The organism is Cronobacter universalis NCTC 9529, assembly GCF_001277175.1.
GTDB lineage: Bacteria > Pseudomonadota > Gammaproteobacteria > Enterobacterales > Enterobacteriaceae > Cronobacter > Cronobacter universalis.
This window is the reverse complement of the sequence record NZ_CP012257.1, coordinates 608,863-629,701: the sequence shown is the minus strand read 5'-3', so window position 1 is coordinate 629,701 and position 20,839 is coordinate 608,863. Positions and strand designations below refer to the sequence as shown.

Annotated in this window: 17 protein-coding genes; 2 read left to right on the top strand and 15 right to left on the bottom strand. The window is 59.0% G+C overall.

All coding sequences use genetic code 11. The annotated features are described in order from the left end of the window. Window positions 1-253: 253 nt before the first annotated feature. The 4 genes from codA to ascF form a co-directional block, all read right to left on the bottom strand. Window positions 254-1,489, bottom strand: coding sequence for a cytosine deaminase (gene codA, locus AFK65_RS02910; RefSeq protein WP_007705473.1), 1,236 nt, complete (start codon window positions 1,487-1,489; stop codon window positions 254-256). Then, the gene (gene codB / locus AFK65_RS02905; protein WP_007705470.1) at window positions 1,486-2,763 is read right to left on the bottom strand and encodes a cytosine permease; all 1,278 of its coding nucleotides are present in this window, start codon (window positions 2,761-2,763) and stop codon (window positions 1,486-1,488) included. The genes codA and codB overlap by 4 nt, the downstream gene beginning before the upstream one ends. A gap of 226 nt (window positions 2,764-2,989) precedes the next feature. Then, a complete protein-coding gene (locus tag AFK65_RS02900) occupies window positions 2,990-4,420 on the bottom strand; it encodes a 6-phospho-beta-glucosidase (RefSeq protein WP_038858128.1) in 1,431 nt (476 codons plus the stop codon). A 13-nt stretch (window positions 4,421-4,433) separates the two neighbouring features. Further along, window positions 4,434-5,897: a PTS cellobiose/arbutin/salicin transporter subunit IIBC gene (gene ascF, locus AFK65_RS02895; protein ID WP_007705464.1), complete on the bottom strand. Its 1,464-nt coding sequence runs from the start codon at window positions 5,895-5,897 to the stop codon at window positions 4,434-4,436. Window positions 5,898-6,208: 311 nt separating this feature from the next. Here ascF and AFK65_RS02890 point away from each other — a divergent pair, with 311 nt between their 5' ends. Continuing rightward, window positions 6,209-7,231 carry a LacI family DNA-binding transcriptional regulator gene (locus AFK65_RS02890; RefSeq protein ID WP_007705462.1) on the top strand — a complete coding sequence of 341 codons (1,023 nt, stop codon included), beginning with the start codon at window positions 6,209-6,211 and terminating at the stop codon, window positions 7,229-7,231. Here AFK65_RS02890 and AFK65_RS02885 read toward each other — a convergent pair. The 5 genes from AFK65_RS02885 to AFK65_RS02865 form a co-directional block, all read right to left on the bottom strand. After that, window positions 7,213-7,614, bottom strand: coding sequence for a putative T6SS immunity periplasmic lipoprotein (locus tag AFK65_RS02885; protein ID WP_007705461.1), 402 nt, complete (start codon window positions 7,612-7,614; stop codon window positions 7,213-7,215). The genes AFK65_RS02890 and AFK65_RS02885 overlap by 19 nt on opposite strands. Window positions 7,615-7,721: 107 nt before the next feature. Next, entirely contained in the window at window positions 7,722-8,792 is a 1,071-nt protein-coding gene (locus tag AFK65_RS02880) for a DUF2955 domain-containing protein (RefSeq protein ID WP_007705459.1), read from the bottom strand. A 2-nt stretch (window positions 8,793-8,794) separates the two neighbouring features. Beyond that, window positions 8,795-9,862 carry an HlyD family secretion protein gene (locus AFK65_RS02875; protein ID WP_038858129.1) on the bottom strand — a complete coding sequence of 356 codons (1,068 nt, stop codon included), beginning with the start codon at window positions 9,860-9,862 and terminating at the stop codon, window positions 8,795-8,797. Between the two features lie 2 nt (window positions 9,863-9,864). Beyond that, window positions 9,865-10,335, bottom strand: coding sequence for a MarR family winged helix-turn-helix transcriptional regulator (locus tag AFK65_RS02870; RefSeq protein ID WP_007705455.1), 471 nt, complete (start codon window positions 10,333-10,335; stop codon window positions 9,865-9,867). A 139-nt stretch (window positions 10,336-10,474) separates the two neighbouring features. Next, entirely contained in the window at window positions 10,475-11,548 is a 1,074-nt protein-coding gene (locus AFK65_RS02865) for a LacI family DNA-binding transcriptional regulator (protein WP_007705452.1), read from the bottom strand. A gap of 272 nt (window positions 11,549-11,820) precedes the next feature. Here AFK65_RS02865 and AFK65_RS02860 point away from each other — a divergent pair, with 272 nt between their 5' ends. Next, window positions 11,821-13,089, top strand: a complete 1,269-nt coding sequence (locus AFK65_RS02860) for a maltoporin (RefSeq protein ID WP_007705448.1) — start codon at window positions 11,821-11,823, stop codon at window positions 13,087-13,089. Between the two features lie 207 nt (window positions 13,090-13,296). Here the strand turns inward: AFK65_RS02860 and AFK65_RS02855 are convergent, their stop codons facing one another. The 6 genes from AFK65_RS02855 to AFK65_RS02830 form a co-directional block, all read right to left on the bottom strand. Continuing rightward, entirely contained in the window at window positions 13,297-13,614 is a 318-nt protein-coding gene (locus AFK65_RS02855) for a glucose PTS transporter subunit EIIB (protein ID WP_007705446.1), read from the bottom strand. Window positions 13,615-13,683: 69 nt separating this feature from the next. Beyond that, on the bottom strand, window positions 13,684-15,744 hold the full coding sequence (locus tag AFK65_RS02850) for a beta-galactosidase (RefSeq protein WP_038858131.1): 2,061 nt from the start codon (window positions 15,742-15,744) through the stop codon (window positions 13,684-13,686). Between the two features lie 98 nt (window positions 15,745-15,842). Continuing rightward, window positions 15,843-17,042, bottom strand: coding sequence for a glycoside hydrolase family 53 protein (locus AFK65_RS02845; RefSeq protein ID WP_007705440.1), 1,200 nt, complete (start codon window positions 17,040-17,042; stop codon window positions 15,843-15,845). Between the two features lie 4 nt (window positions 17,043-17,046). Further along, window positions 17,047-17,898, bottom strand: a complete 852-nt coding sequence (locus AFK65_RS02840; protein WP_007705437.1) for a sugar ABC transporter permease — start codon at window positions 17,896-17,898, stop codon at window positions 17,047-17,049. Between the two features lie 9 nt (window positions 17,899-17,907). Next, on the bottom strand, window positions 17,908-19,191 hold the full coding sequence (locus AFK65_RS02835) for a carbohydrate ABC transporter permease (protein ID WP_085959958.1): 1,284 nt from the start codon (window positions 19,189-19,191) through the stop codon (window positions 17,908-17,910). Window positions 19,192-19,299: 108 nt separating this feature from the next. Next, window positions 19,300-20,523: an extracellular solute-binding protein gene (locus AFK65_RS02830; protein WP_038858133.1), complete on the bottom strand. Its 1,224-nt coding sequence runs from the start codon at window positions 20,521-20,523 to the stop codon at window positions 19,300-19,302. Window positions 20,524-20,839: the final 316 nt, after the last annotated feature.

Genomic DNA, 20,839 nt, shown 5'->3' with positions numbered 1-20,839 from the left:
CTATAAGCAGCAAAATAGTTATTTCCTGAAAATATAAACATCAAAAACTACCAGACATAATATTTACGACGCTTTTCTCAATTATGCATAAATAAAAATTAAAAAAGCCTATGGCGCATTTTCAGCGTTTTAGGATGTTTCTTAAAAGATTAAAAAATAACCGAATGTCGATTATTCATGGAAATAGCGCGAGCGAGAGATAAAAAAAGCGCCCGCAGGCGCTGATGAAATAAAGAGACTAATACCGACCTTGTTACGCGTAGCGCAGCGTTTCCGGCTCGCGGCGCAGGATAACCTTGCCGTGGCGCACGGAATAACGCGCCTTCGCCTGGCGGCGCACCACTTCGTAATCATCCGGCGCATCCAGCACCACAAGATTCGCCGGTCGCCCTTCATATAGCCCGTAGTTATCGCCGAGGTTCATCGCCCGCGCGCTGTTGTCGGTCACGAGATCCAGGCTGCGTTTGAGATCCTCATAGCCCATCATGTGGCAGATATGCAGCCCGGCGTCGAGCACGCGCAGGATGTTGCCGTTGCCGAGCGGATACCACGGATCTTTAATCGAGTCCTGTCCGAAGCAGACGTTTAGCCCGGCGCGGTCCAGCTCCGCCACGCGCGTCACGCCGCGCCGCTTCGGCCAGGTGTCGAAACGCCCCTGCAGATGAATGCTTTCCGTCGGGCAGGAGACAAAGCTTAAGCCAGCGCGTTTGAGCAGGCGGAACAGTTTTGAGCAGTAGGCGTTATCGTAAGAGCCCATCGCCACCGTGTGGCTCGCCGTCACCCGCGCGCCCATGCCGCGCACGCGCGTCTCTTCCGCCAGCACCTCCAGAAAGCGCGACTGCGCGTCATCGGTTTCATCGCAGTGCACGTCCACGAGGCAGCCGGTGCGCTCGGCCAGATCCATCAGGAATTTCACCGAGCTGACGCCCTGCTCGCGGGTGTTCTCAAAGTGCGGAATGCCGCCGACCACATCCGCGCCCATCTCCACGGCCCGCTCCATCAGCGCCCGCCCCTGCGGGAAGGACTCAATGCCCTCCTGCGGGAACGCGACGATTTGCAGATCGATAAGATGGCGCGCCTCTTCTTTCACTTCCAGCATCGCTTTCAGCGCGGCGAGCGTCGGGTCGGTCACATCCACATGGGTGCGAACGTGCTGGATGCCGTGATCGCGCAGCATCCCGATGGTCTCATGCGCGCGGCGTTTGGTGTCCTCATGGGTGATGGTCGCTTTGCGCTGGCCCCAGCGCTCAATGCCTTCAAACAGCGTGCCGCTCATGTTCCACTCAGGCTCGCCCGCCGTCAGGGTGGCGTCCAGATGAATATGCGGCTCCACCAGCGGCGGGATAACCAGCCCGCCCTGCGCATCCAGATCGCCTTCGTTGGGGGCCTGCATCGCCGTCTGCGGCGTAATGGCTTTAATGATCCCGCCATCCAGCACGAGCGTGAACCAGCCTTCGCGGCGGCGTAAACGGGCATTAACGATATTCATAACGGCTCCTTTGAGTAAGACGGTGAAAGCGGCTCACGGCGCCGCCCGCGCGCCAGGCGCACAAACAGAAGATAGCTCGCCGCCGACACCGCGATGCCCACCAGCGGGGCCACCCACGGTGAAAAATACGCGGTCAGCGCGCCAAGCGAATAAGCGGCAAGCCCGGCATAGTTAAAGCGCGGCAGGCGGGCCTCGCTGAGCGCCGGGTAACGCCCGCGGCGGTGAAACACATAGTCGGCGATGATCACGCCGCCGACCGGCGGAATAATGCTGCCGAGCAGCACCAGAAACGGGATCAGCAGCTCATACATCCCGCCGATAGCCAGCAAAATGCCGATGCCCGCGCTCGCGACGGTGAGCGTGCGGCGGCGCTCGCTGCGCAGTAAATGACACGCGGCGGCAGAAACGTTATAAATCGTCGGCCCCTGAATGGTCCACAGATTCAGACACAGCATGATGACCGCCGCCACCGACAGCCCCTGCAACGTCATCACCGCCACGATATCGGCCTGCTGATAGACCACCGCGCACCATGCGCCCGCGACCACCATCAGCCCGTTGCCAATGAGAAAGCTAATCATGCTGCCGGTAATGGCGGTGCCGCTGCTGCGCGCCATGCGCGTCCAGTTGGTGGCCTGGGTCGCGCCGCTCGCAAACGTACCAAACACCATCGTGATGGCCGCCGACCAGCCCAGGGTTTCGGTGGGTTCAATGCGCTGCATCGCCTGCCAGCCGCCCGCGTGGCGGGTCGCAATCCACATCGAGACCACCAGCAGAATAAACATCAGCGGCACCGAAACGCGCGAGAGCAGATCCAGCCCGCGGTAGCCCACCAGCGCTGTCACGCAGAACGCGAGGCCGAAGAAGACCATCAGCGGCGTGGTGAGCCATTCCGGCAGCGCCAGCAGTTTCACCAGCGTGATGGCGACCGTCGCGGTGCCCCACGCGTACCAGCCCAGCTCCGCGAAGCCGAGCAGGAAATCGGAGAGCTTGCTGCCCTTCTCGCCAAAACAGAAGCGCCCCATCAGCACGGTATTCAGCCCGCTGCGGGCGGCTATCCAGGCAAGCGCCGCCGCATACAGCGCCAGCAGCAGGTTGCCGATGGTGGCTATCCAGAGCATCTCGACAATCGGAAACGCGACGCCGAGCTTACCGCCCGCAAACATCGTGCCGGTGAAAAAGGTAAAGCTGAACAGCACCATAGAAATGGAGAGCAGGCCTTTGCGCCCGGCGGCGGGCGCCTCGCTTAACGGGAATTCGGTGTTGGCTGACATAACGAGTCCTCTGCGAAAGATAAAACGCGGGTGGACAGAGATTCAGCAAGTTATGTGCCAGGAATCGGCGGGCGGAATGGCGGATATATCCGGTATCAGCAGAGAAATAACGCCCTGCGATTGTGCAACGCGGCGCGGTTTGCACTGTTGGCGGGAAGTCGTGCGGGAGCGAAAACAGACGCGCGCCGCCCTGAACGGCGACGCGCGTTATAGCGGATTGCGGGGATCAGTCGAGATCGGCGCCGTTGCTGGCGATCACTTTTTTATACCACCAGAACGATTTCTTACGCTTGCGCTCCAGCGTACCGCGGCCCTGGTCGTCGCGATCCACCCAGACGAAGCCGTAGCGTTTGCTCATCTCGCCGGTGGAGGCGGAAACCAGATCGATGCAGCCCCAGGTGGTGTAGCCCATCACCGGAATGCCGTCTTCGATGGCTTCGCGCATCGCGCGGATATGCTCGCGCAGATAACTGATGCGGTAGTCATCTTCGATTTCGCCGTTTTCGTTAAACGCGTCTTTCGCGCCGAGACCGTTCTCCACCAGGAACAGCGGTTTCTGGTAGCGGTCGTACATCATGTTCATCGTGATGCGCAGCCCCAGAGGATCGATTCCCCAGCCCCATTCGCTCGCCGCGATATACGGGTTTTTCAGCGATTTCACGATGTTCGCCGCATTCGTCACCTGGCTGTTCATATCCGCCGAGGCGCAGCGCGAGGCGTAGTAGCTAAACGAGACGAAATCGACGGTATCTTTAAGGATCTCGTCGTCCTCTGGCCCTTTTTCAATCACGATGCCTTTTTCACGGAACAGGCGCTGCGTATAGGCCGGGTACGCCCCGCGCGCCTGCACGTCGATAAAAAACAGGTTTTCGCGGTCTTTCTCCAGCGCCGCCCAGACATCTTCCGGCTTGCAGGAGTAAGGGTAGAAGTTACCACCCGCCAGCATACAGCCCACCTGGTTTTGCGGGTTCACTTCATGCGCGATATGGGTGGCGATGGCGCTGGCGATAAGCTCGTGGTGCGCGGCCTGGTATTTCACCTGTTCATGGTTTTCGCCCGGCTCAAACGCCAGGCCCGCGCCGGAGAACGGGCTGTGCAGCAGGATGTTGATTTCGTTGAACGTGAGCCAGTATTTCACCAGCCCGTCGAACGCTTCAAAACAGGTGCGCGCGTAGCGGGTGAAAAACTCCACCATTTTGCGGCTGCGCCAGGATCCATACTCGGTCACCAGATGCATCGGCACGTCAAAGTGGCACAGCGTCACCAGCGGCTCGATATTGTACTTTTTGCACTCGCTGAACAGCGCGCGGTAAAACGCGATGCCCTCTTCGTTCGGCGTCTGTTCATCGCCGTTCGGGTAGAGACGGCTCCAGGCGATCGACGTGCGAAACACCGTAAAGCCCATCTCGGCCATCAGCGCGATATCTTCTTTATAGCGGTGATAAAAATCGATCGCCTCGTGGCTCGGGTAAAATTCATCGTCGCGCCAGCCGGTGCGCTTATCGAGCCCAAGCTTTACCGCCAGGCGATTCGGGCCGTGCGGCAGCATATCAACCGTGGCTGGCCCTTTGCCGCCCTCGCGCCACGCGCCTTCCGCCTGGTTTGCCGCGATCGCGCCGCCCCATAAAAATCCTTCGGGAAAAGTGTTGTTATCCATACGCGTCCTCTGATTAATTCGGTTTTACTGCGGGCGCCTGCGCGGTGAAAGCCGCAGGCTGCGGGTTATCGCGGGCGGGTTCGGCCGTCTCGACGGGAATATCCTCAAAGCCCAGCACCAGCGTCAGGATGAACGACAGCACCACCGCCAGCGCCATCACCCCAAAGACCCAGACGATCGTCATCGGGTTGGCCGGATCGAAAAACTGCACGCTGGTAAACAGCCCCGGCGCGGCCATCGAGTGGCTCGCAAGCCCGGCAAGCCCCGCCACCGCGCCGCAGACGAAGCCGCTAATCAGGCTCGCCACCAGCGGGCGTTTCAGCCGCACCGCCACGCCATACAGCGCAGGCTCTGAAATACCCGCCACAATGGCGGATGCCGCCGCGGCCAGCGCCGTCTGGCGCAGTTCCGGGTTGCGGGTGCGCCACGCGACCGCGAGCGACGACCCGCCGAGCGACAGGTTGGCCCCGATCTCCGACGGCATCACCATGCCCTCTTTGCCGGTTTCGGCGATGGTCTGGATGATGGTCGGCGTAAACACGCGGTGCATTCCGGTAATGACTAACAGCGGCCAGAGCGCGCCCATAATCGCTACCGACAGCCAGCCCAGATAGCTGTGGATGGTGTACACCACCGACGAAATGCCGCTGCCAATCCAGATACCAATCGGGCCAATCAGCATGATGGCGATGGGCGAGGCGATCAGCACAATCAGCATCGGTTTCAGGAAGTTCTTGGTCACCGCTGGCGTGATTTTGTCCACCCAACGTTCAATATAGGAGAGTATCCAGGTCATGCAGAGCGCCGGGATCACGGTATAGGTATATTTTACCGCCGTGACCGGAATGCCAATGAAATCCACCGGTTGCCCCTGCGCGGCTTTGGCCATCAGGTCAACGAAGTTCGGGTGCACCAGCACGCCCGCAATGGCTATCGCCAGCGACATATTGGTTTTAAATTTAATCGCGGCCGAGGCGGCCACCATGATCGGCAGGAAGAAAAACGCGCCATCGCCAATCACGTTGAGAAGGGTGAGCGTCGGCGCGCCTTTCTCGACCACGCCCGACATCTCCAGCACCATCGCCAGCAGCTTGACCATCGAGCCGCCGATAATCGCCGGGATCAGCGGCGACATGGTGCCAATTAGCGCGTCGAGAATGCCCGCGCCGATGCGCCGCAGAGTGATTTTGTCGTTGCGCGGCAGCGCGCGCTCGACCCGCGCGCCTTCCGGCAGCAGTTTCAGGACTTCGGCATACGCCTGCGACACCGTGTTGCCGATGATGACCTGGCACTGGTTCTCATTGCGTACCACGCCGAGCACGCCGGGAATGGCCTTAAGGCGCGCCGCGTCCACGGCGCTGTCGTCGTTCAGCACAAAGCGCAGGCGCGTCATGCAGTGCGTGACGGCCGCCACGTTACCGCCACCGCCAATCGCCTCGACGACCGCGCCCGCCAGCGCTACGTAATTCTTTGACATGATGGTGAACTCTCTCGTTATCACACGCCGTGGCGCCAGAGCCGCTTCTGCGTGTTTATTATTTTAAATTCAGGTACTTGCCAGGCATTACGGCGCTAAACGCCGCGTCGCGCTGACAGGATGATGTAATAGGTAACCGGTTCCACATTAGAGTGGTTGCGGTCATAAAACAGATCAACTGAAATTTAATCGGGCTTTAAAATCTGTGATGCGGATCGCCATGAGGCGCGCGTCAGCGTGCGCGACATGCCTGCCGCTTTAGCGGGAAATGTGTAGAATGTGCGGCACATCAGCCGAGCCGGAGGGATAACATGTCGACAATGCAGGAAGTGGCCAAAAAAGCGGGCGTCTCCAAGGCCACCGTGTCTCGCGTGCTCTCCGGCAAAGGGTATGTCAGCGAAGAGACGCGCAAACAGGTGTTCGAGGCCATCGACGCGACCGGCTACCGGCCCAATCTGCTGGCGCGCAATCTCGCGACCAATACCTCCCAGTGCATCGGGATGGTGGTCACCAACACGCTCTACAGCGGCAGCTACTTCAGCGAGATTCTTTCGCGCGCGGCGAAAAAGCTGGAAGAAAATGGCCGCCAGTTGATTCTGGTGGACGGTAAACACAGCGCCCGCGAAGAGCGCGAGGCGATTGAGTTTCTGCTCGATTTGCGTTGCGACGCCATCATCCTCTATCCGCGCTTTCTCGGCGTTGACGAGATTGACGACATCATCAGCCAGACCCGCCAGCCGGTGATGGTGGTAAACCGCAAGCTGCGTAAACACCAAAGCCACTGCGTCTGCTGCGACCATAAAACCGCGAGCTTTAACGCCACCTCCGCGCTGCTGGAGCGCGGGCATCGCGAGATCGCATTCATCACCGGATCGCCTGATTCCCCTACCGCGCTGGAGCGTCTGGCGGGCTACAAAGAGGCGCTACGCCAGCACGGCATTACGCCTGCAACGTCGCTGATTGTGGAAGGCAAATGGACGCCCGCGAGCGGCGCGCAGGCGGTAAAGACGCTGCTGGAAAGCGGCACGTCATTCAGCGGGCTTATCGCCAGCAACGACGATATGGCGGTCGGCGCGCTGAAAGCGCTGACGGACGCGGGCATTCCGGTGCCGCAGCAGGTGTCGCTGATAGGCTTTGACAACAGCCCCACCGCGCCCTTTCTCAGCCCGGCGCTTGCCAGCGTGAAAGACCCCGTCACGGACATGGTTCACGAGACGATAAACCGCCTGATAGCGATGCTCGACGGCGGCTACCTCTCGCGCGATAACCTGTTCGTCTCAGAGCTTATCCTGCGCGATTCGGTGGGGAATGGGCCTTACTGCGCCCGCTCGTAAGTGGCGCTGATTTTTAACGGAAAAGCCTCCGCCGTCGCGAAATGCGCGGTGAATAAGCGCCGCGGACCGCCTTTCAGGCTCTGGAAATAGTAATACGCCGAATAGCGGTTGCCGGGGCGGTAACTGAAACCCAAATCGGGTAGACACTGCCCGCGCGCCACGCGGCGTTTCGCCTCGGGCAACTGCGATTCCATTAAGGACTCTCCCTTCTCGCTGTATATTTCAACCGAGCGGATGACCTCATCAGGTTTATTCGCCACCAGCAAACAGACCGTATCGCCGCGCGCCATTACCGCGGCAGGCTCTTCGAGAGATATGCTGTCCGCACCGGACGGACACCCCGTCAGTAAACCGGTTAGCATCACGACAAGCAGGCGTTTCATCTTCCCTTTCCTTTCGCATTCCCAGGTGTGCGAGAGTATCGCGTTGCTTGCGGGCGCTCCTGTCGACGCGCCGGAAAATGGCCGTTTTCAGATTTGCACAAGACGCCTTAAGCCTCGCTTTTCACCACGTAACGGGTGGCGGGGAAGCGGTTTAAAATCAGGTGCACTAAAAACACCATTGTCAGCGTGATAAGCAGCGACACGGTGACGGAGCTGATGCGGTAGAGATCGCTGAAAACGAGATCGGTGTCAGGGTGAAGATTCTGCCCGAACATGATGCCGAGCGTGGTGATACTGGCGAACCCGACGCCCGCGCCGACCTTTTCCATCACGTGCAGGCGGGCGCTGAAGGCGAAACCGAGCGCGATAAGCGGCATCATCAGCACCATGTGGCTGCTGTGATCGTAGAGCACCAGCTGCACCAGCAGCACATAGAGACAGCCAATCACCACGCCGACCACGCGCCACAGCGAGCTTAACACCGCGCCGCGGTAGTGCATGGGAAAGAGGATCAGGATGCCCGCCATTAGCGCCGAGAGCGAATCGCTTAAATCCGCCATCTGAAACACCACGAAATTGAGCGTCGCCACCGTGCCGGAAAGCAGGTATTCATGGCGCACCCGCGCGGCGTCTTTTTCAATCAGCGGCGGCGGCTTGCGCGGTTCAACATCCGGCAGCAGATAGTGCATTAGCGCGCTTAAGCCTACGGCCATCACGCTCGCTTCCATATTGGAAAAGAGCAGCGTGTGCCAGTCGCTGGTCGGGTAGCTCATAAAATTAAGCATGACGCTCTGGCAGACGACGCCCATCGAGCCGAAGAGAAACAGCGGGCCTTTGCTCATAAAGCGAAAACGCATGACGTAGAGCGCAAACACCACGCCGGTCATAATCACCGGCCATTGCGACAGATAACCGACAATAATCACCATTTCGACGCAGTTCAGCGCGGCGCTGAAGATAAACTGCTTCGCGACGTGGCGATTAAATACCGGCACCAGCGACAGCAGCATGATCGGGTAGATAACAAAAAAGACGCCGTAACTGGTGTTGTAGAAACTCGAAATGCTGAGCGCGATAACGCCCGCCACCATGATGCGCAGCGTCTGGCGGAAGTCATTCGCCGTATAGACGATGTTGCCGTGCGGGGTGAAGACCCGCACCAGTGTATTAATAGACATGGTTAATACACATAGTGCAGCAGGCTTATCAGGTGGATCTGTACGCCCGAGAAGAATCGGGCGAACGGACCTTCGCTGTTATAGAGCTGCACGGTGGCGCGCGCGCCGGTCGGCAGCGAGGCAGGCAACGGCTCGTCCAGCGCCACATGAATGCGCATCCGGCGGGCGTCGCGCACCCAGCGGTTCGACTCCTCCGGCTGCGACAGCTGGCCATTCACCGCCTGCTGGCCCGCCAGTATCCCGGCGTCGTGGCTGGTGACGTGCGCGTGGAACACCTGGCCTGGCAGCGCGTCGAACACCACCGCAGCGTCGGTGCCCACATGCGTGTGCCGCAGGCTCTTCTCACGGAAATCGGCCACGATATCGGTGTGCTCGCTCACCAGCGCCAGCGCGGGCGTACCGGCGGCGGCAAACCAGCCGGGGCTTAATTGCAGGTTGCTGACGGTGCCGTCGGCTTCGGCGCGGATCTGCGTCCAGCCAAGATTGAGCTGCGCGTCCTGTAGCGCGTTACGGTATTTCTCCAGCGTCACGTTGCGGCTGTCGTCGCGTTCGCCGCGCTCGATGGCCAGTTCGTTGATTTTCGCCTCCAGCTGCGCCACCGCCTGTTCGCTGGTCTGCCAGGTGGTACGCACCTTGTCGAGATCCTGCTGCGAGACGTTTTGCATCGTGCTCAGGCGCTGGTAGCGGTCAAAGGTGACTTTATCGTTGCGGGCCGTCAGGCGGGCGGTGTTGAGATTCGCCCTGGCGGCGGCGATCTGCGCGTCCAGCTGATCGTTAGTCAGCCGCGCCTGGCGCAGCGCGATGTCCGCCGCCTCGACGCGGTTGGTAAACGGCGCGGCATCCAGCTCAAACAACAGATCGCCCTTTTTCACATGGCTGTTGTTGGCGACATGCACCGCCGCCACGTAGCCCGAGACGCGCGAGGAGACGGGCGTCACCACGCGCATCACGGTGGAATCCGGCGTCAGCGGGATCCAGATATCGGCGAGAATGAAGTAAACGAACATCGCCAGGAAAGTGGCAATACTTACCCTTACCCAGCGGGCAAATTTTTGTTCCGGAGTCATCATAGTTATTGTGCGTTGTTAGCGTCTTCGTCGCGGATCGTGCGCAGATTACGCGCGATCTGGTTTAAGGTGTCGCTGAAGATGTCCATATCCTGCGCGGGAATATTGTGTGACACGCGCGCCTGGTAGCGCGCAACCACCGTATTGAGCGTGGCAAGCATCGCCCGCCCATCGTCGGTAAGAGAAACCAGGCGAATGCGTTTGTCCCAGGGTGACGTAGTACGCACCAGCAAACCTTTACTTTCAAGGCACGCCAGGGTGCGCATCAGCGGCGGCAGTTCAATGCCCTGCACCTGCGCCAGTTCGCTGATCGAAAGATTATCCCCCTGCTGATCGAGCTGCATCAGCACCGTCCAGCCAGACTGCGTCAGGCCGGTGTCGGTAATCGCACTATCAATAATGGCGCGCCACTGACGCACTATCATCGCCATGCGCATGCCCATCGGACGGCGGGCGAACCGTTCATCTTCTGTCATCGGGGGCTCCCTTCGGTTAGCGGGAGGGCAACTTAATACTTATCAGGGTAAGTATCAAGAAACAGGCGGAGGAAAAGCATGGATTGCGAAAGGCGCGGGCCGCGGCACAGGCTGCGCGGCCCGTGATAATCAGGCGTGATTACTGGCTGAGACGGCTTGCGATAAGCCGCAGCTCATCGGCGATTTTGCGCATATCCGGCGCGTCGTCTTCACGCGGGCCGGTGGAGTGGCGAATTACCAGCCGCGCCGGGAGAATGGAAGAAAGCCGCGAGGCGTCGCTTTCGCTCGCTTCCAGCAACCGCCGCACCGCCTCTTTACCCTGCATGTCGAGATCGAGCGAGACGGTGGTGAGCGCCGGATAGAAAAACGAGCTTTCGTAAGTGTCGTCATAGCCGATCACCGATTTCTGGCCCGGAATGGAGAGCTGCTGCTGATGAAACGCGCTCAGCACGCCAAGCGCCATCTGATCGTTCGCCACCAGCACGGCGGTGAAATGCGGCGCCTCGCGCAACATTTGCAGCGCGCCCGCGTAGCCGCTCTGCGCGTCCCAGTTGCCATGCAACACGCTCACCGGCGTTAAGCCGTAGCTCTCCAGCGTCTCAAGCCAACTTTTGAGGCGCAGCCGGGCGGAGACCGAGCGCTCCGGGCCGGCCAGCAGCGCGATATCGCGATGCCCCAGCTCGTATAAATACTTCACGCTCGCGCGCGTGCCGTCCGCCGGATTAAAAGAGACGTTAAACACCGAGCTGTACGGGTCCACATCCAGGAACAGGCACAGAATGTCGTCGTTATCGGCGGCGATTTTCTCCGCCTCCTGCGTCTCCAGCGGCACGTTAATGATAACCTTATCCACCAGCTGGGACTTGAGTTCGTTGATGGAATCCTGAATTCCCTGGCTGACGTTCTCATCGATCATCGAGATCAACACCTGGTAGCCATCCAGATTCGCGTAACGTTTCACCGCCGCCGCCACCTGCGACGGCGCATGTAACGCAAGCGACGTGGTGACCAGGCCAAGCGTCATGCTCTGCTTGCCGACCAGCTGCTGCGCCAGCCGGTTAGGCACATAACGCAGATGCGCGATCGCCTCTTCCACCTTGCGGCGCGTGGCTTCAGAGACATTCGCAGACTTATTCAGTACACGAGACACCGTCTGGTAGGAAACCCCCGCGTGGCGGGCGACGTCTTCCAGTGTGGCGCTTTTAGACTTCATGTTCCGGTTCCTTTTTCGTGGGCTGGGCTGATTGTAACAGGGGCCAGCCGGAAAAACCTTTTCTGCACAAATCGCCGTTATCCTTCCTCTGACTTAAGTACTACGTTCACAATACATAAAACTCGTGAGAAGCATCACCATTTGTTACAAAAACGCCTGATTTATTTGCACTGAGTCACAATTAATTAAGATCAAAATTGCCTGATATTTCGCAAAGGCGTCTTATGGCTTCGGTTATGTGAACGTAATACAAAACAATAAAAGAGGTTACTATGAACACTACGCTACGCACAGTGGCCGTTGCGTTAGCCGCCGCGCTGACTTCTCCTTGCCTGCTGGCGGCTTCATCTTCTGTACCTATTGATTTTCATGGCTATTTGCGTGGCGGCGTGGGCGTCTCGCAGGACGGTGGCCAGGAAGAGTGGCAGAAAAACAAACTGGGGCGTCTCGGTAACGAAACCGACACCTACGGCGAGGTTGAACTGGGCTCTGAAGTCTACAAAAAAGATGAAGTCAGTTTTTATGTCGACAGCATGGTCAGCATGGTGTCCGACGGCTCCAACGACAGTGAAAGCACCCTTAACGACGACGCCCAGTTCGGCCTGCGGCAGTTAAATCTGCAAATTAAAGGGCTGGTTCCGGGCGATCCGAACGCGGTGATCTGGGGCGGCAAGCGCTACTACCAGCGCCACGATCTGCACATCATCGATACCAAATACTGGAATATCTCCGGCTCCGGCGCCGGGATCGAAAACTACACCGTAGGCCCTGGCGCGGTCTCCTTCGCGTGGATCCGCGGCGACGCCAACGATCTGGACTACCGCGTGGATGGCGATAACGACGTTAACATCAACTATCTGGATCTGCGCTACGCGGGCTGGAAGCCGTGGACAGGCGCCTGGACGGAGTTTGGCATCGACTACGCCATGCCGAACCCGACCGACAAACAGAAAGAGTACGGCGGCCTGTATGAAGCCGACAACGGCGTCATGCTGACCGGCGAAATCAGCCAGGACATGCTCGGCGGCTATAACAAACTGGTGTTGCAGTATGCCAACAAGGGCCTCGCGCAGAACATGGTCTCGCAGGGCGGCGGCTGGTATGACATGTGGAACTACGTTAACGACGCCACCGGCTATCGCGTGATCAACACCGGTCTGATTCCGATCACCGACAGGTTCTCCTTTAACCATGTGCTGACCTGGGGCTCGGCGGACGACACCACCGCCACGACCGATAAATCGCGCCTTCTCTCGCTGGTAGGCCGCGGCCAGTATCAGTTCACGCAGTATGTGCGCCTCATCGGGGAAGTGGGCGGGTTTTACCAGAAAGACACCTATAACAACGGCACGCATTACAAGCAGAGCGGCGAGAAATATACCATTGCGCTCGGCCTCGCCGATGGCCCGGATTTTATGTCTCGCCCGGAACTGCGCGTGTTCGCCTCTTATCTGAATGATTCGCAGAACGGTAAATCCCTGCAGGACGGCACGGCGGACGACACCTGGAACTTCGGCGTTCAGGTCGAGGCCTGGTGGTAAGAAAGTAGTGCCTGACGTTAACCACGCGTCAGGCGGCGTGGGCGGCGGCCCGAAACCGTTGCCCGCAGGCGTTGTCTGATACAGACACGCGGAAGTAAGCGTTGTATCTCTGAGTTATGGCACTGCCATCACGGCGTCACAGCCGCTGATGCACCCTCGTTGCCTTTTGCGGGATAACCTTTTATGCAGGGTTATCCCGTTTTTTTATCACGCGTTTCTGAAACGCTCATCCAGCAGTTTGCGCAGCGCGTCGGATTGCTTGCCGAAGATCGCATGGACTTCCTGGCCGAGAATAATCACGCCCAACGCCCCTTCCGACTGCAACGCCTCGGTATCGACGCGGGTGAGCTCTTTGACTTTGACGCGCAGACGCGTCATGCAGGCGTCCACGCTCTCGATATTCTCCTGCCCGCCGAAATCCGCCACCAGACGCGCGATCTGCGCGCGCTCCTCTTCGGTTAACGTCTGGGTAGTGGCGGGCTGCGGGCGGGTGACGTGGTGCAGAAACGATTTCAGGCTAACCATAGCGGCTCCTTTTTCAGACCAGATAATAAAAAAGCGCCCGTTCGGGTGAACGGGCGCGCAGGGAACAACTCAGGCGAGGCGGCGGCGCAGAATGCGACAGCCCCACGGGGCGAGCGACAGCCTGCCGCTCAGCGCGTCGCCGGTCAGCATATCGGCGCAGCCCTCCGGCAGCGTCACCGACTGCGGCGCGCCGGTGTAGTTTTCAACAAAAATAAACGCGGATTCGCCATCGTGGCGGGCATGCGCGGTGACGCCCGGCGGGAAATCCGCCGCCAGCGCGCGCGTAAGCGACAACTCGTTAATGATGTTGCCGAAGAAATCGCGCTGGAAGGCGAGATCGTTACGCGAGGCCACATACCAGGCTTTGCCCGCGCCAAACGCGTTCACCGTCACCGCCGCGCGTCCGGCATAGAAATCGTCGCGGTAGGTGGCGAGCGCCGTCGCGCCTTCGGTGTGGATAAGATCGCACAGATGGCGCACCTGATACGGCCCCTGCAAGCCAGCCTCGTTGCCCGCGAGCCCCTGAATCAGGTTGCGTTCGCCGTCGGCGAGGCAGTCGATCTCTTCCGCCCAGATGCCCAGCAGCTTACGCAGCGGGCCGGGGAAGCCGCCGAGATGGCAGAGATCGGTCTCGTTGACGATGCCGCTCCAGTAGGTCGTCACGAAATGGCCGCCCTGTTCGACAAAGGCTTCGGCGCGCTGCGCAAACCCGTCGCGCACCATGTAGAGCATCGGCGCGATAACCAGTTTATAGCCGCTGAGATCGGCGTCGGCGTTAATGATATCGACCGCGATCCCCTGCTCCCAGAAGGGCCGGTAGTGCTCGGCGACGGTTTTTTCATACTCCAGCCCCAGGTTGCGCGGCCCCTGCGCGTCATCCATCGCCCAGCGGCTTTCCCAGTCGAAAATCACCGCCACCTGCGCATCCACGCGCGCGCCGACCACCGGATCAAGCTGGCTTAAGATATCGCCAAGCTGCGCCACTTCGCGCCCGATACGGGTGTCGAGATGGCCGACGTGATCCACCACCGCGCCGTGGAATTTCTCCACCGATCCGCGGCTCTTGCGCCACTGGAAGTACTGCACCGAATCCGCGCCGTGCGCCACCGCCTGGAGCGAAGAAAGAATATGCATGCCCGGCTTTTTCAGCTTGCTGGTGGGCTGCCAGTTGGTGGTGCCCGGCGTCGATTCCATCAGCACGAACGGTTTGCCGTGCTTTAAGGTGCGCATCAGGTCGTGGTACATCGCGGTATAGCAGGCAAGCTCGGTTTCGTCTTTATCGCGGTGCCACATCGGGTAGCTGTCCCAGGAGATAAAATCGAGCGGCTCGGCGAGCTGCCAGTAGTCGTAATCGTAGAAATACTCCATAAAGTTGGTGGTGGCCGGTAATTCCGGGTTCACCGCCTTCAGCGGGGCCAGTTCGTGACGGCAGAAATCGGTCACCTGCGCGGTGTTAAAGCGCCGCCAGTCGAGGTTCAGGCCGTGAATAGAGTTTTCGCCCTGCGGCGCCGGAGATTCAATCTGCGACCAGTCGGTAAAGGTGTGGCTCCAGAAGGTGCTCCACCAGGCTTCGTTCAGTTTATCGAGCGTGCCGTAGCGCGCTTTCAGCCAGCCGCGGAAATTTTCCTGGCATAAATCGCAATGACACTCGCCGCCATATTCGTTGGAGATATGCCAGCCGAGCACCGCCGGATGGTGCGCGTAACGCTCCGCCAGCAGGCGGTTGATGGTGGCGGTTTTGTCGCGATAGACCGGCGAACTCATGCAGTGGTTATGACGGCCGCCATGCAGCGCCGGAACGCGGTCGCGCCCGACGCGCAGCACCTGCGGGTATTTCTGCGACATCCAGGCCGGACGCGCGCCGCTCGGCGTGGCGAGAAACACGTGAATGCCGCCCTGATACAGCTTGTCGATGATCTCGTCGAGCCACTCGAAGCGGAACACGCCCTCTTCAGGCTCCAGTTTCGCCCAGCTAAAAATGCCCACCGACATCACGTTGCATTTCGCCTGCTGCATCATGGCGATATCGCTCTCTACCGTGCCGGGGTAGTTCTCCCACTGCTCCGGGTTATAGTCCGCGCCGTGCAAAAGGGCGCTGACCTTCGGACTTAAAGGCGCAAATTTGTTCATTGACAGGCTTCCTGATACGGCATACCCGTCCGGCGTCACCCGGCGGGCGTCGCGGCCTGCCGGGTGAAAGCATCAGGGTATAAATGGAATAAAAAGGATTAATTAAAGACTTTTACCGATGGCAGCACGTTGCCGTGGCAATCGAAAAACGCCTGGTTTTCGCGGGCGTTGCCGGTTTTCCATTCGTCATGGATATATTTCATGCCCGCAGGCGTCGCCCAGGTGTTCCCCGGTACGGCAATCCAGGCCGGCTCCCAGTAGAAAATGCCTTTGCCGCGATGGTTTTCGACGTTCGCCACGCTCTGCATCAGGTCATGCACGTAGTCGTACTGGCCCTGCACTGTCGCCGGGTAGCCGCCCTCTTTTTCCTCTTTCTGCTGGAAGCTGTTTTCGGCGTTGTCGCAGTTCTCCAGCGTGTACGCATAGGCGGCTTCCACCACAATCACATCTTTGTTGTAGCGCTTGCTGATGTCGTCCATGTTGGCTTTCAGCGCGCTGATGGGGCCGTTCCAGTAGGTGTACATCGAGAGCCCAATCACATCGAACGGCACCTGGCGTTTGGTGATTTCATCGAACCACCAGCGGAAGGTGTCGTTTTTGGTGCCTTCGGCCAGATGCAGCATGATTTTCACCTGCTCGCCCTGGGTCAGGTTTTCGCGCAGGCCGCTGATGGCGGCGTTGAGCAGGCCCGCGAGACGATCAAACTCGCCGCCGCCCTGCCCCCAGCTTTTGCCTTCCGGCCACAGAATGCCGCCGTTAATTTCATTGCCGATCTGCACCATATCCGGCAGCACGCCCGCCTTTTTGAATTCGGCGATGGTGTCGCGGGTGTAGTCGTGGATCGTGGTTTTGAGCTGGTCGTAATTCTGGTTTTCCCAGGCTTTCGGCTTGAACTGCTTGCCAGGGTCGGTCCAGAAATCGCTGTAGTGGAAATCGAGCAGCAGGCGCATTCCCTGCGCTTTCACGCGCTTTGCCAGCGCAAGCGTGGTGGCGAGATCGTTGGTGCCGCCGCCGTAAGGCGCGCCCGCGCTGTCTTTGGGGTCAACCCACAGGCGCAGGCGCACGTAGTTCACGCCGTTCTCGCGCAGAATGGTCAGCGCGTCCTGTTGTTTGTGGTCGGCGTCGTAGAACTTCGCGCCCTGGCGCTCCAGCTCCGGCAGCGTGGAGATATCCGCGCCCTTGATAAAATCCGCCGGGAGGTTAAGCGGCTTTGGCGTTATCTGCGTCATGTTGGCGGCGAAAGCGGAAAAACAGCAGGCCAGCGAGACAGCAAGCAGTGCGGGTTTACACAGTTTCATCAGATTATCCTTTGGTGCTGCCGGAGGTCAGACCGGAGACGAAGTATTTTTGTAAGGCCAGATAGAGAATCGCGACCGGCACCGCAATCAGCACCGCGCCCGCGGCGTAGGTGGTGTAGCTCGCGCCCATCTTTTGCGCGACCAGGTTATAGAGCCCGATCGGCAGCGTGTATTTATCCGGGGTGCGCAGAATGGTGCTGGAGAGGATGAAATCCCCGAGCGGCCCGGTAAAAGAGAACAGCGCCACCACCGCCACAATCGGTTTAGAGAGCGGTATGATGATTTCGATGAAAATCCGGAAGTTGCTGGCGCCGTCCATGCGCGCGGACTCATCGAGGTCTTTCGGGATAGCGTCCAGATAGCCTTTCATCAGGTACGTGTTCATCGGGATCATCCCGGCGACGTAAATCAGCACCAACGCCAGGTGGCTGTTAATCAGCCCGAGCAGCTGCGAGAGCACGAAAATGGCGATCAGCGCGGAAAACTGCGGGATCATCTGCAACAGCAGAAACAGCATCAGCCCGTTCTGGCGGCCCTTAAAGCGAAAGCGCGAGAACGCATAGGCGGTGAAGCTGACGCTGATTAACGTCAGCACCATCGTCATGAAGCTGATTTTCATCGAGTTCCAGTACCAGGTGACGTAATTCACCTGGCCGTTGAAGAGATCGGCATAGTGCTGGAACGAGAGGTTTTCCGGGATTATCGAGCTGCTGAGCAGGCTGTTGCCCGCGTTCAGCGACGCGCCCACCGTCCAGATCAGCGGATAGATAATGATTGTGCTGACCGTCAGGATCACCAGCCACGACAGCGAAAGCCGCAGCCACTTTTCCTGTTTCATGCTTTGTCTTTTAGCCATGGTGTCTCCTTATGCCGTCTCGTCATTTTTGAACGACTTCGTGGCGCGGAACTGCCACAGCGCCAGCCCCACCACAAAAATGGAGAGCAGGATGGTTATCGTCGCGGCGATGGCGTACTGGGACGAAGACATCGTCAGCTTGTAGATCCACGAGACCAGAATATCGGTGCCGCCCGCGTTGGAGCCGGCCACCGCAGGCCCGCCGTTGTTAAACAGGTAGATGATGTTGAAGTTGTTAAAGTTGAACGTGTATTGCGTGATGATGATGGGCGCAATCGCGTAGAGCACCAGCGGCAGCGTAATGGTGCGCAGGCGCGTCCAGGTGCTGGCCCCGTCCATTTTCGCGGCCTCATACAAATCGTCCGGAATCGCCTGGAGCACGCCGGTGGTCATCGCGAACACAAACGGAAAGCCAAGCCATGTCTGCATCATGATGAGCGCGGTTTTGGTCCAGAAGGGATCGGTCATCCAGGGTTTCGGCGCGATGTTGAAAAACGCCAGGATCGCGTTGTTAATTACCCCGAAGCTGTCGTTAAACATCCCGGCGAACACCAGAATGGTGACAAAGCCCGGCACCGCCCACGGCAGAATGAAAATGGTGCGGATAAGCGGCTTAAAACGCAGATCTTTCTGGTTCACCAGAATCGCCAGCAGCACGCCCACGGTACACTGGAACGTGGTGGCGAGCAGCGTCCAGACCACCGTCCACTGCAACACGTCAAAGAATGTCGAGCGCCAGATGGAGAGCGTGAAAATATTGACGAAGTTCTTAAGCCCCACCCAGTCCACCAGCTTCGCGGGCGGCGTGTGGTAGAGGTTGTAGTTGGTGAACGCGATGGCGAAGCCAAAAAGGATCGGGAACACCACCAGGAACACCAGCAGAATAAAGCCGGGCGCAATCATCAGATACGGAAAGCCGTCCGAGAGCAGCAGCTGATACTGTTTACGCACGCTGTTAAGCGTCAGCCCTTCGTCGCGGCGCCTGCCGTTCACCCAGGCGTCGCGCAGCGAGAAGTAATAGACCGTCAGCCCAAAGCCCACCACCAGCAGGCTCAGAATCCCTTCCGCCAGCAGGAAGATGGAGTTGTCGCGCGGCACCTCTTCACCGAGCGTATAGAGCCCCCACAGCCCCACACGCAGGAAATCGTGAAACACCCCGAGAAAGCTTGCCAGCAGCACCAGAAAGGTGACGCCTTTTAGCCACTGACGGTTATAAAACTGGCCCACGCCCGGCAACAGAGCGCAGAGCAGCGCGCACCAGGCGTGTCGGCCCGCCCCTCGGGCTACGGGCATCTTTTCGCTGGGACTGATAATCACACACGGCTCCTTCTGAAAACGGGAGGCGCCCCTCCCGCTTTTAACGGTTCATCCGGCGACGCCCCAGACGCCGCCGGGTACGTCTTACTGATTACTGGCCTGCATCGCTTCGATCTGCATGGTTATCTGTTTCACCGCGTTATCGAGCGCGGTTTTCGGCTCCTGCTTGCCGGTGACGCTCAGCTCCAGCGCCGCGTTAGCAGGTGCCCACACTTCGCCCATTTCAGGAATGCCCGGCATCGCGCTGGCGCGCGCCGACTGTACGGCCACCGCACTCGCTTTCTGGTCGCCTTTAATCACCGGATCGTCCATCAGCGCCACCAGCGGCGGGATCTCGCGGGTCGCGATGTAGCGCGTTTTCACATACTGCGGCTGGTTGATGAACTCAATAAACTGCTGCGCCAGGGCTTTGTCTTTGCTCCAGGTGGAGACCACGTAGCCCTTCACGCCGAGGAACGAGCTCATCGGTTTGCCGTCCGGCAGCGTCGGCAGCGGCGCCACGCCGTAGTTAATGCCTGCGGCTTCGTAAGGCTGGAACGCCCACGGGCCGTTAATCACCGCCGCCGCTTTCTTCTCGGTAAACAGCGAATCGATAGCGTTCAGGCCGTTATCGCCGATGATCCCCGCCGGAAAGACGCCGTCGGCATAGAATTTTTTCAGGAAGGTGACGGCTTCCACCGCGCCGGGCTTGTTCAGGCCCACGTCGGTGGCGTTAAACCCGCCTTTGTCGTTTTTCCCGAAGATGTAGCCGCCCATCGGGCCGATGGCGCCCCAGCTGTAGTAAATCTGGTCAAACTTGGCGAGCAGGCCGTACTGGTTTTTCGCGCGCTGTTGTTTGGAGAAGTCATACCAGGCCTGGAGGCTGTCGAACGGCTTTTCCACCAGATCTTTGTTATAGATAAGCACCAGCGTTTCGACGGCTTTCGGCACGCCGTACTGCGCGTTATCCATACGGAAGGCCGCGATGGAAGACGGCGTAAAGGCGTCGGTCTGCTTTTTATCGAGCGTCAGCGGCGTTAATAGGCCCTGCACCACCGCGCCGCCCAGCTGATCGTTTGGGATCACCAGCACATCCGGGCCGATCCCCGCCGGGCCGTCGAGACGCAGTTTTTCCAGCTGCTGGGCGAACGGCATCTCCTGCATGTTCACTTTCACGTCGTACTGCTTTTCAAATGCCGCCACGGCATCCTTAATTCCGGCGGATTTTTTAATGTCTTCCCACACGTTAAGCTGTCGGGTCGCCGCGCTGGCGCCAGCGCTGACCATCAGAGCGGAGAGAACCAGGGCGGTAAGGATGTTCTTTTTCATTATCAACCTCATGTGAAGGTATAACAATTATGTCGTTTTTATTAAGTGCTTCACTTCTGCGTTAAAACTCAATCGCTGTAACCACGCAGCCTGCAAAAGGCCACTCAGCGAGTTTTCATTTTGTTATACGCTACGCTGCCAACCCTGATAACTCTACAAAAAACTGTGCGTTGTGTGATCGTCGTTACAGAAATGAAAACCGGCGATAGGGGGCGAAATCCGGGGAAGTTATAGTCATGGCACTGATTTAAAGCCGTTGCGTATCACTCCGCTGAATTGTTACACGTAATACAAAATAAGGTTCAGCGCCCGTCAG

Excerpts from the sequence above, each read along its gene's own strand:
- ascF (WP_007705464.1), bottom strand. The coding sequence starts at position 5,897 with ATGTCAAAGAATTACGTAGCGCTGGCGGGCGCGGTCGTCGAGGCGATT.
- AFK65_RS02900 (WP_038858128.1), bottom strand. The coding sequence starts at position 4,420 with ATGGATAACAACACTTTTCCCGAAGGATTTTTATGGGGCGGCGCGATC.
- AFK65_RS02840 (WP_007705437.1), bottom strand. The coding sequence starts at position 17,898 with ATGGCTAAAAGACAAAGCATGAAACAGGAAAAGTGGCTGCGGCTTTCG.
- AFK65_RS02890 (WP_007705462.1), top strand. The coding sequence starts at position 6,209 with ATGTCGACAATGCAGGAAGTGGCCAAAAAAGCGGGCGTCTCCAAGGCC.
- codB (WP_007705470.1), bottom strand. The coding sequence starts at position 2,763 with ATGTCAGCCAACACCGAATTCCCGTTAAGCGAGGCGCCCGCCGCCGGG.
- AFK65_RS02865 (WP_007705452.1), bottom strand. The coding sequence starts at position 11,548 with ATGAAGTCTAAAAGCGCCACACTGGAAGACGTCGCCCGCCACGCGGGG.
- AFK65_RS02830 (WP_038858133.1), bottom strand. The coding sequence starts at position 20,523 with ATGAAAAAGAACATCCTTACCGCCCTGGTTCTCTCCGCTCTGATGGTC.
- AFK65_RS02850 (WP_038858131.1), bottom strand. The coding sequence starts at position 15,744 with ATGAACAAATTTGCGCCTTTAAGTCCGAAGGTCAGCGCCCTTTTGCAC.
- codA (WP_007705473.1), bottom strand. The coding sequence starts at position 1,489 with ATGAATATCGTTAATGCCCGTTTACGCCGCCGCGAAGGCTGGTTCACG.
- AFK65_RS02855 (WP_007705446.1), bottom strand. The coding sequence starts at position 13,614 with ATGGTTAGCCTGAAATCGTTTCTGCACCACGTCACCCGCCCGCAGCCC.
- AFK65_RS02845 (WP_007705440.1), bottom strand. The coding sequence starts at position 17,042 with ATGAAACTGTGTAAACCCGCACTGCTTGCTGTCTCGCTGGCCTGCTGT.
- AFK65_RS02870 (WP_007705455.1), bottom strand. The coding sequence starts at position 10,335 with ATGACAGAAGATGAACGGTTCGCCCGCCGTCCGATGGGCATGCGCATG.
- AFK65_RS02880 (WP_007705459.1), bottom strand. The coding sequence starts at position 8,792 with ATGTCTATTAATACACTGGTGCGGGTCTTCACCCCGCACGGCAACATC.
- AFK65_RS02835 (WP_085959958.1), bottom strand. The coding sequence starts at position 19,191 with ATGCCCGTAGCCCGAGGGGCGGGCCGACACGCCTGGTGCGCGCTGCTC.
- AFK65_RS02875 (WP_038858129.1), bottom strand. The coding sequence starts at position 9,862 with ATGATGACTCCGGAACAAAAATTTGCCCGCTGGGTAAGGGTAAGTATT.
- AFK65_RS02860 (WP_007705448.1), top strand. The coding sequence starts at position 11,821 with ATGAACACTACGCTACGCACAGTGGCCGTTGCGTTAGCCGCCGCGCTG.
- AFK65_RS02885 (WP_007705461.1), bottom strand. The coding sequence starts at position 7,614 with ATGAAACGCCTGCTTGTCGTGATGCTAACCGGTTTACTGACGGGGTGT.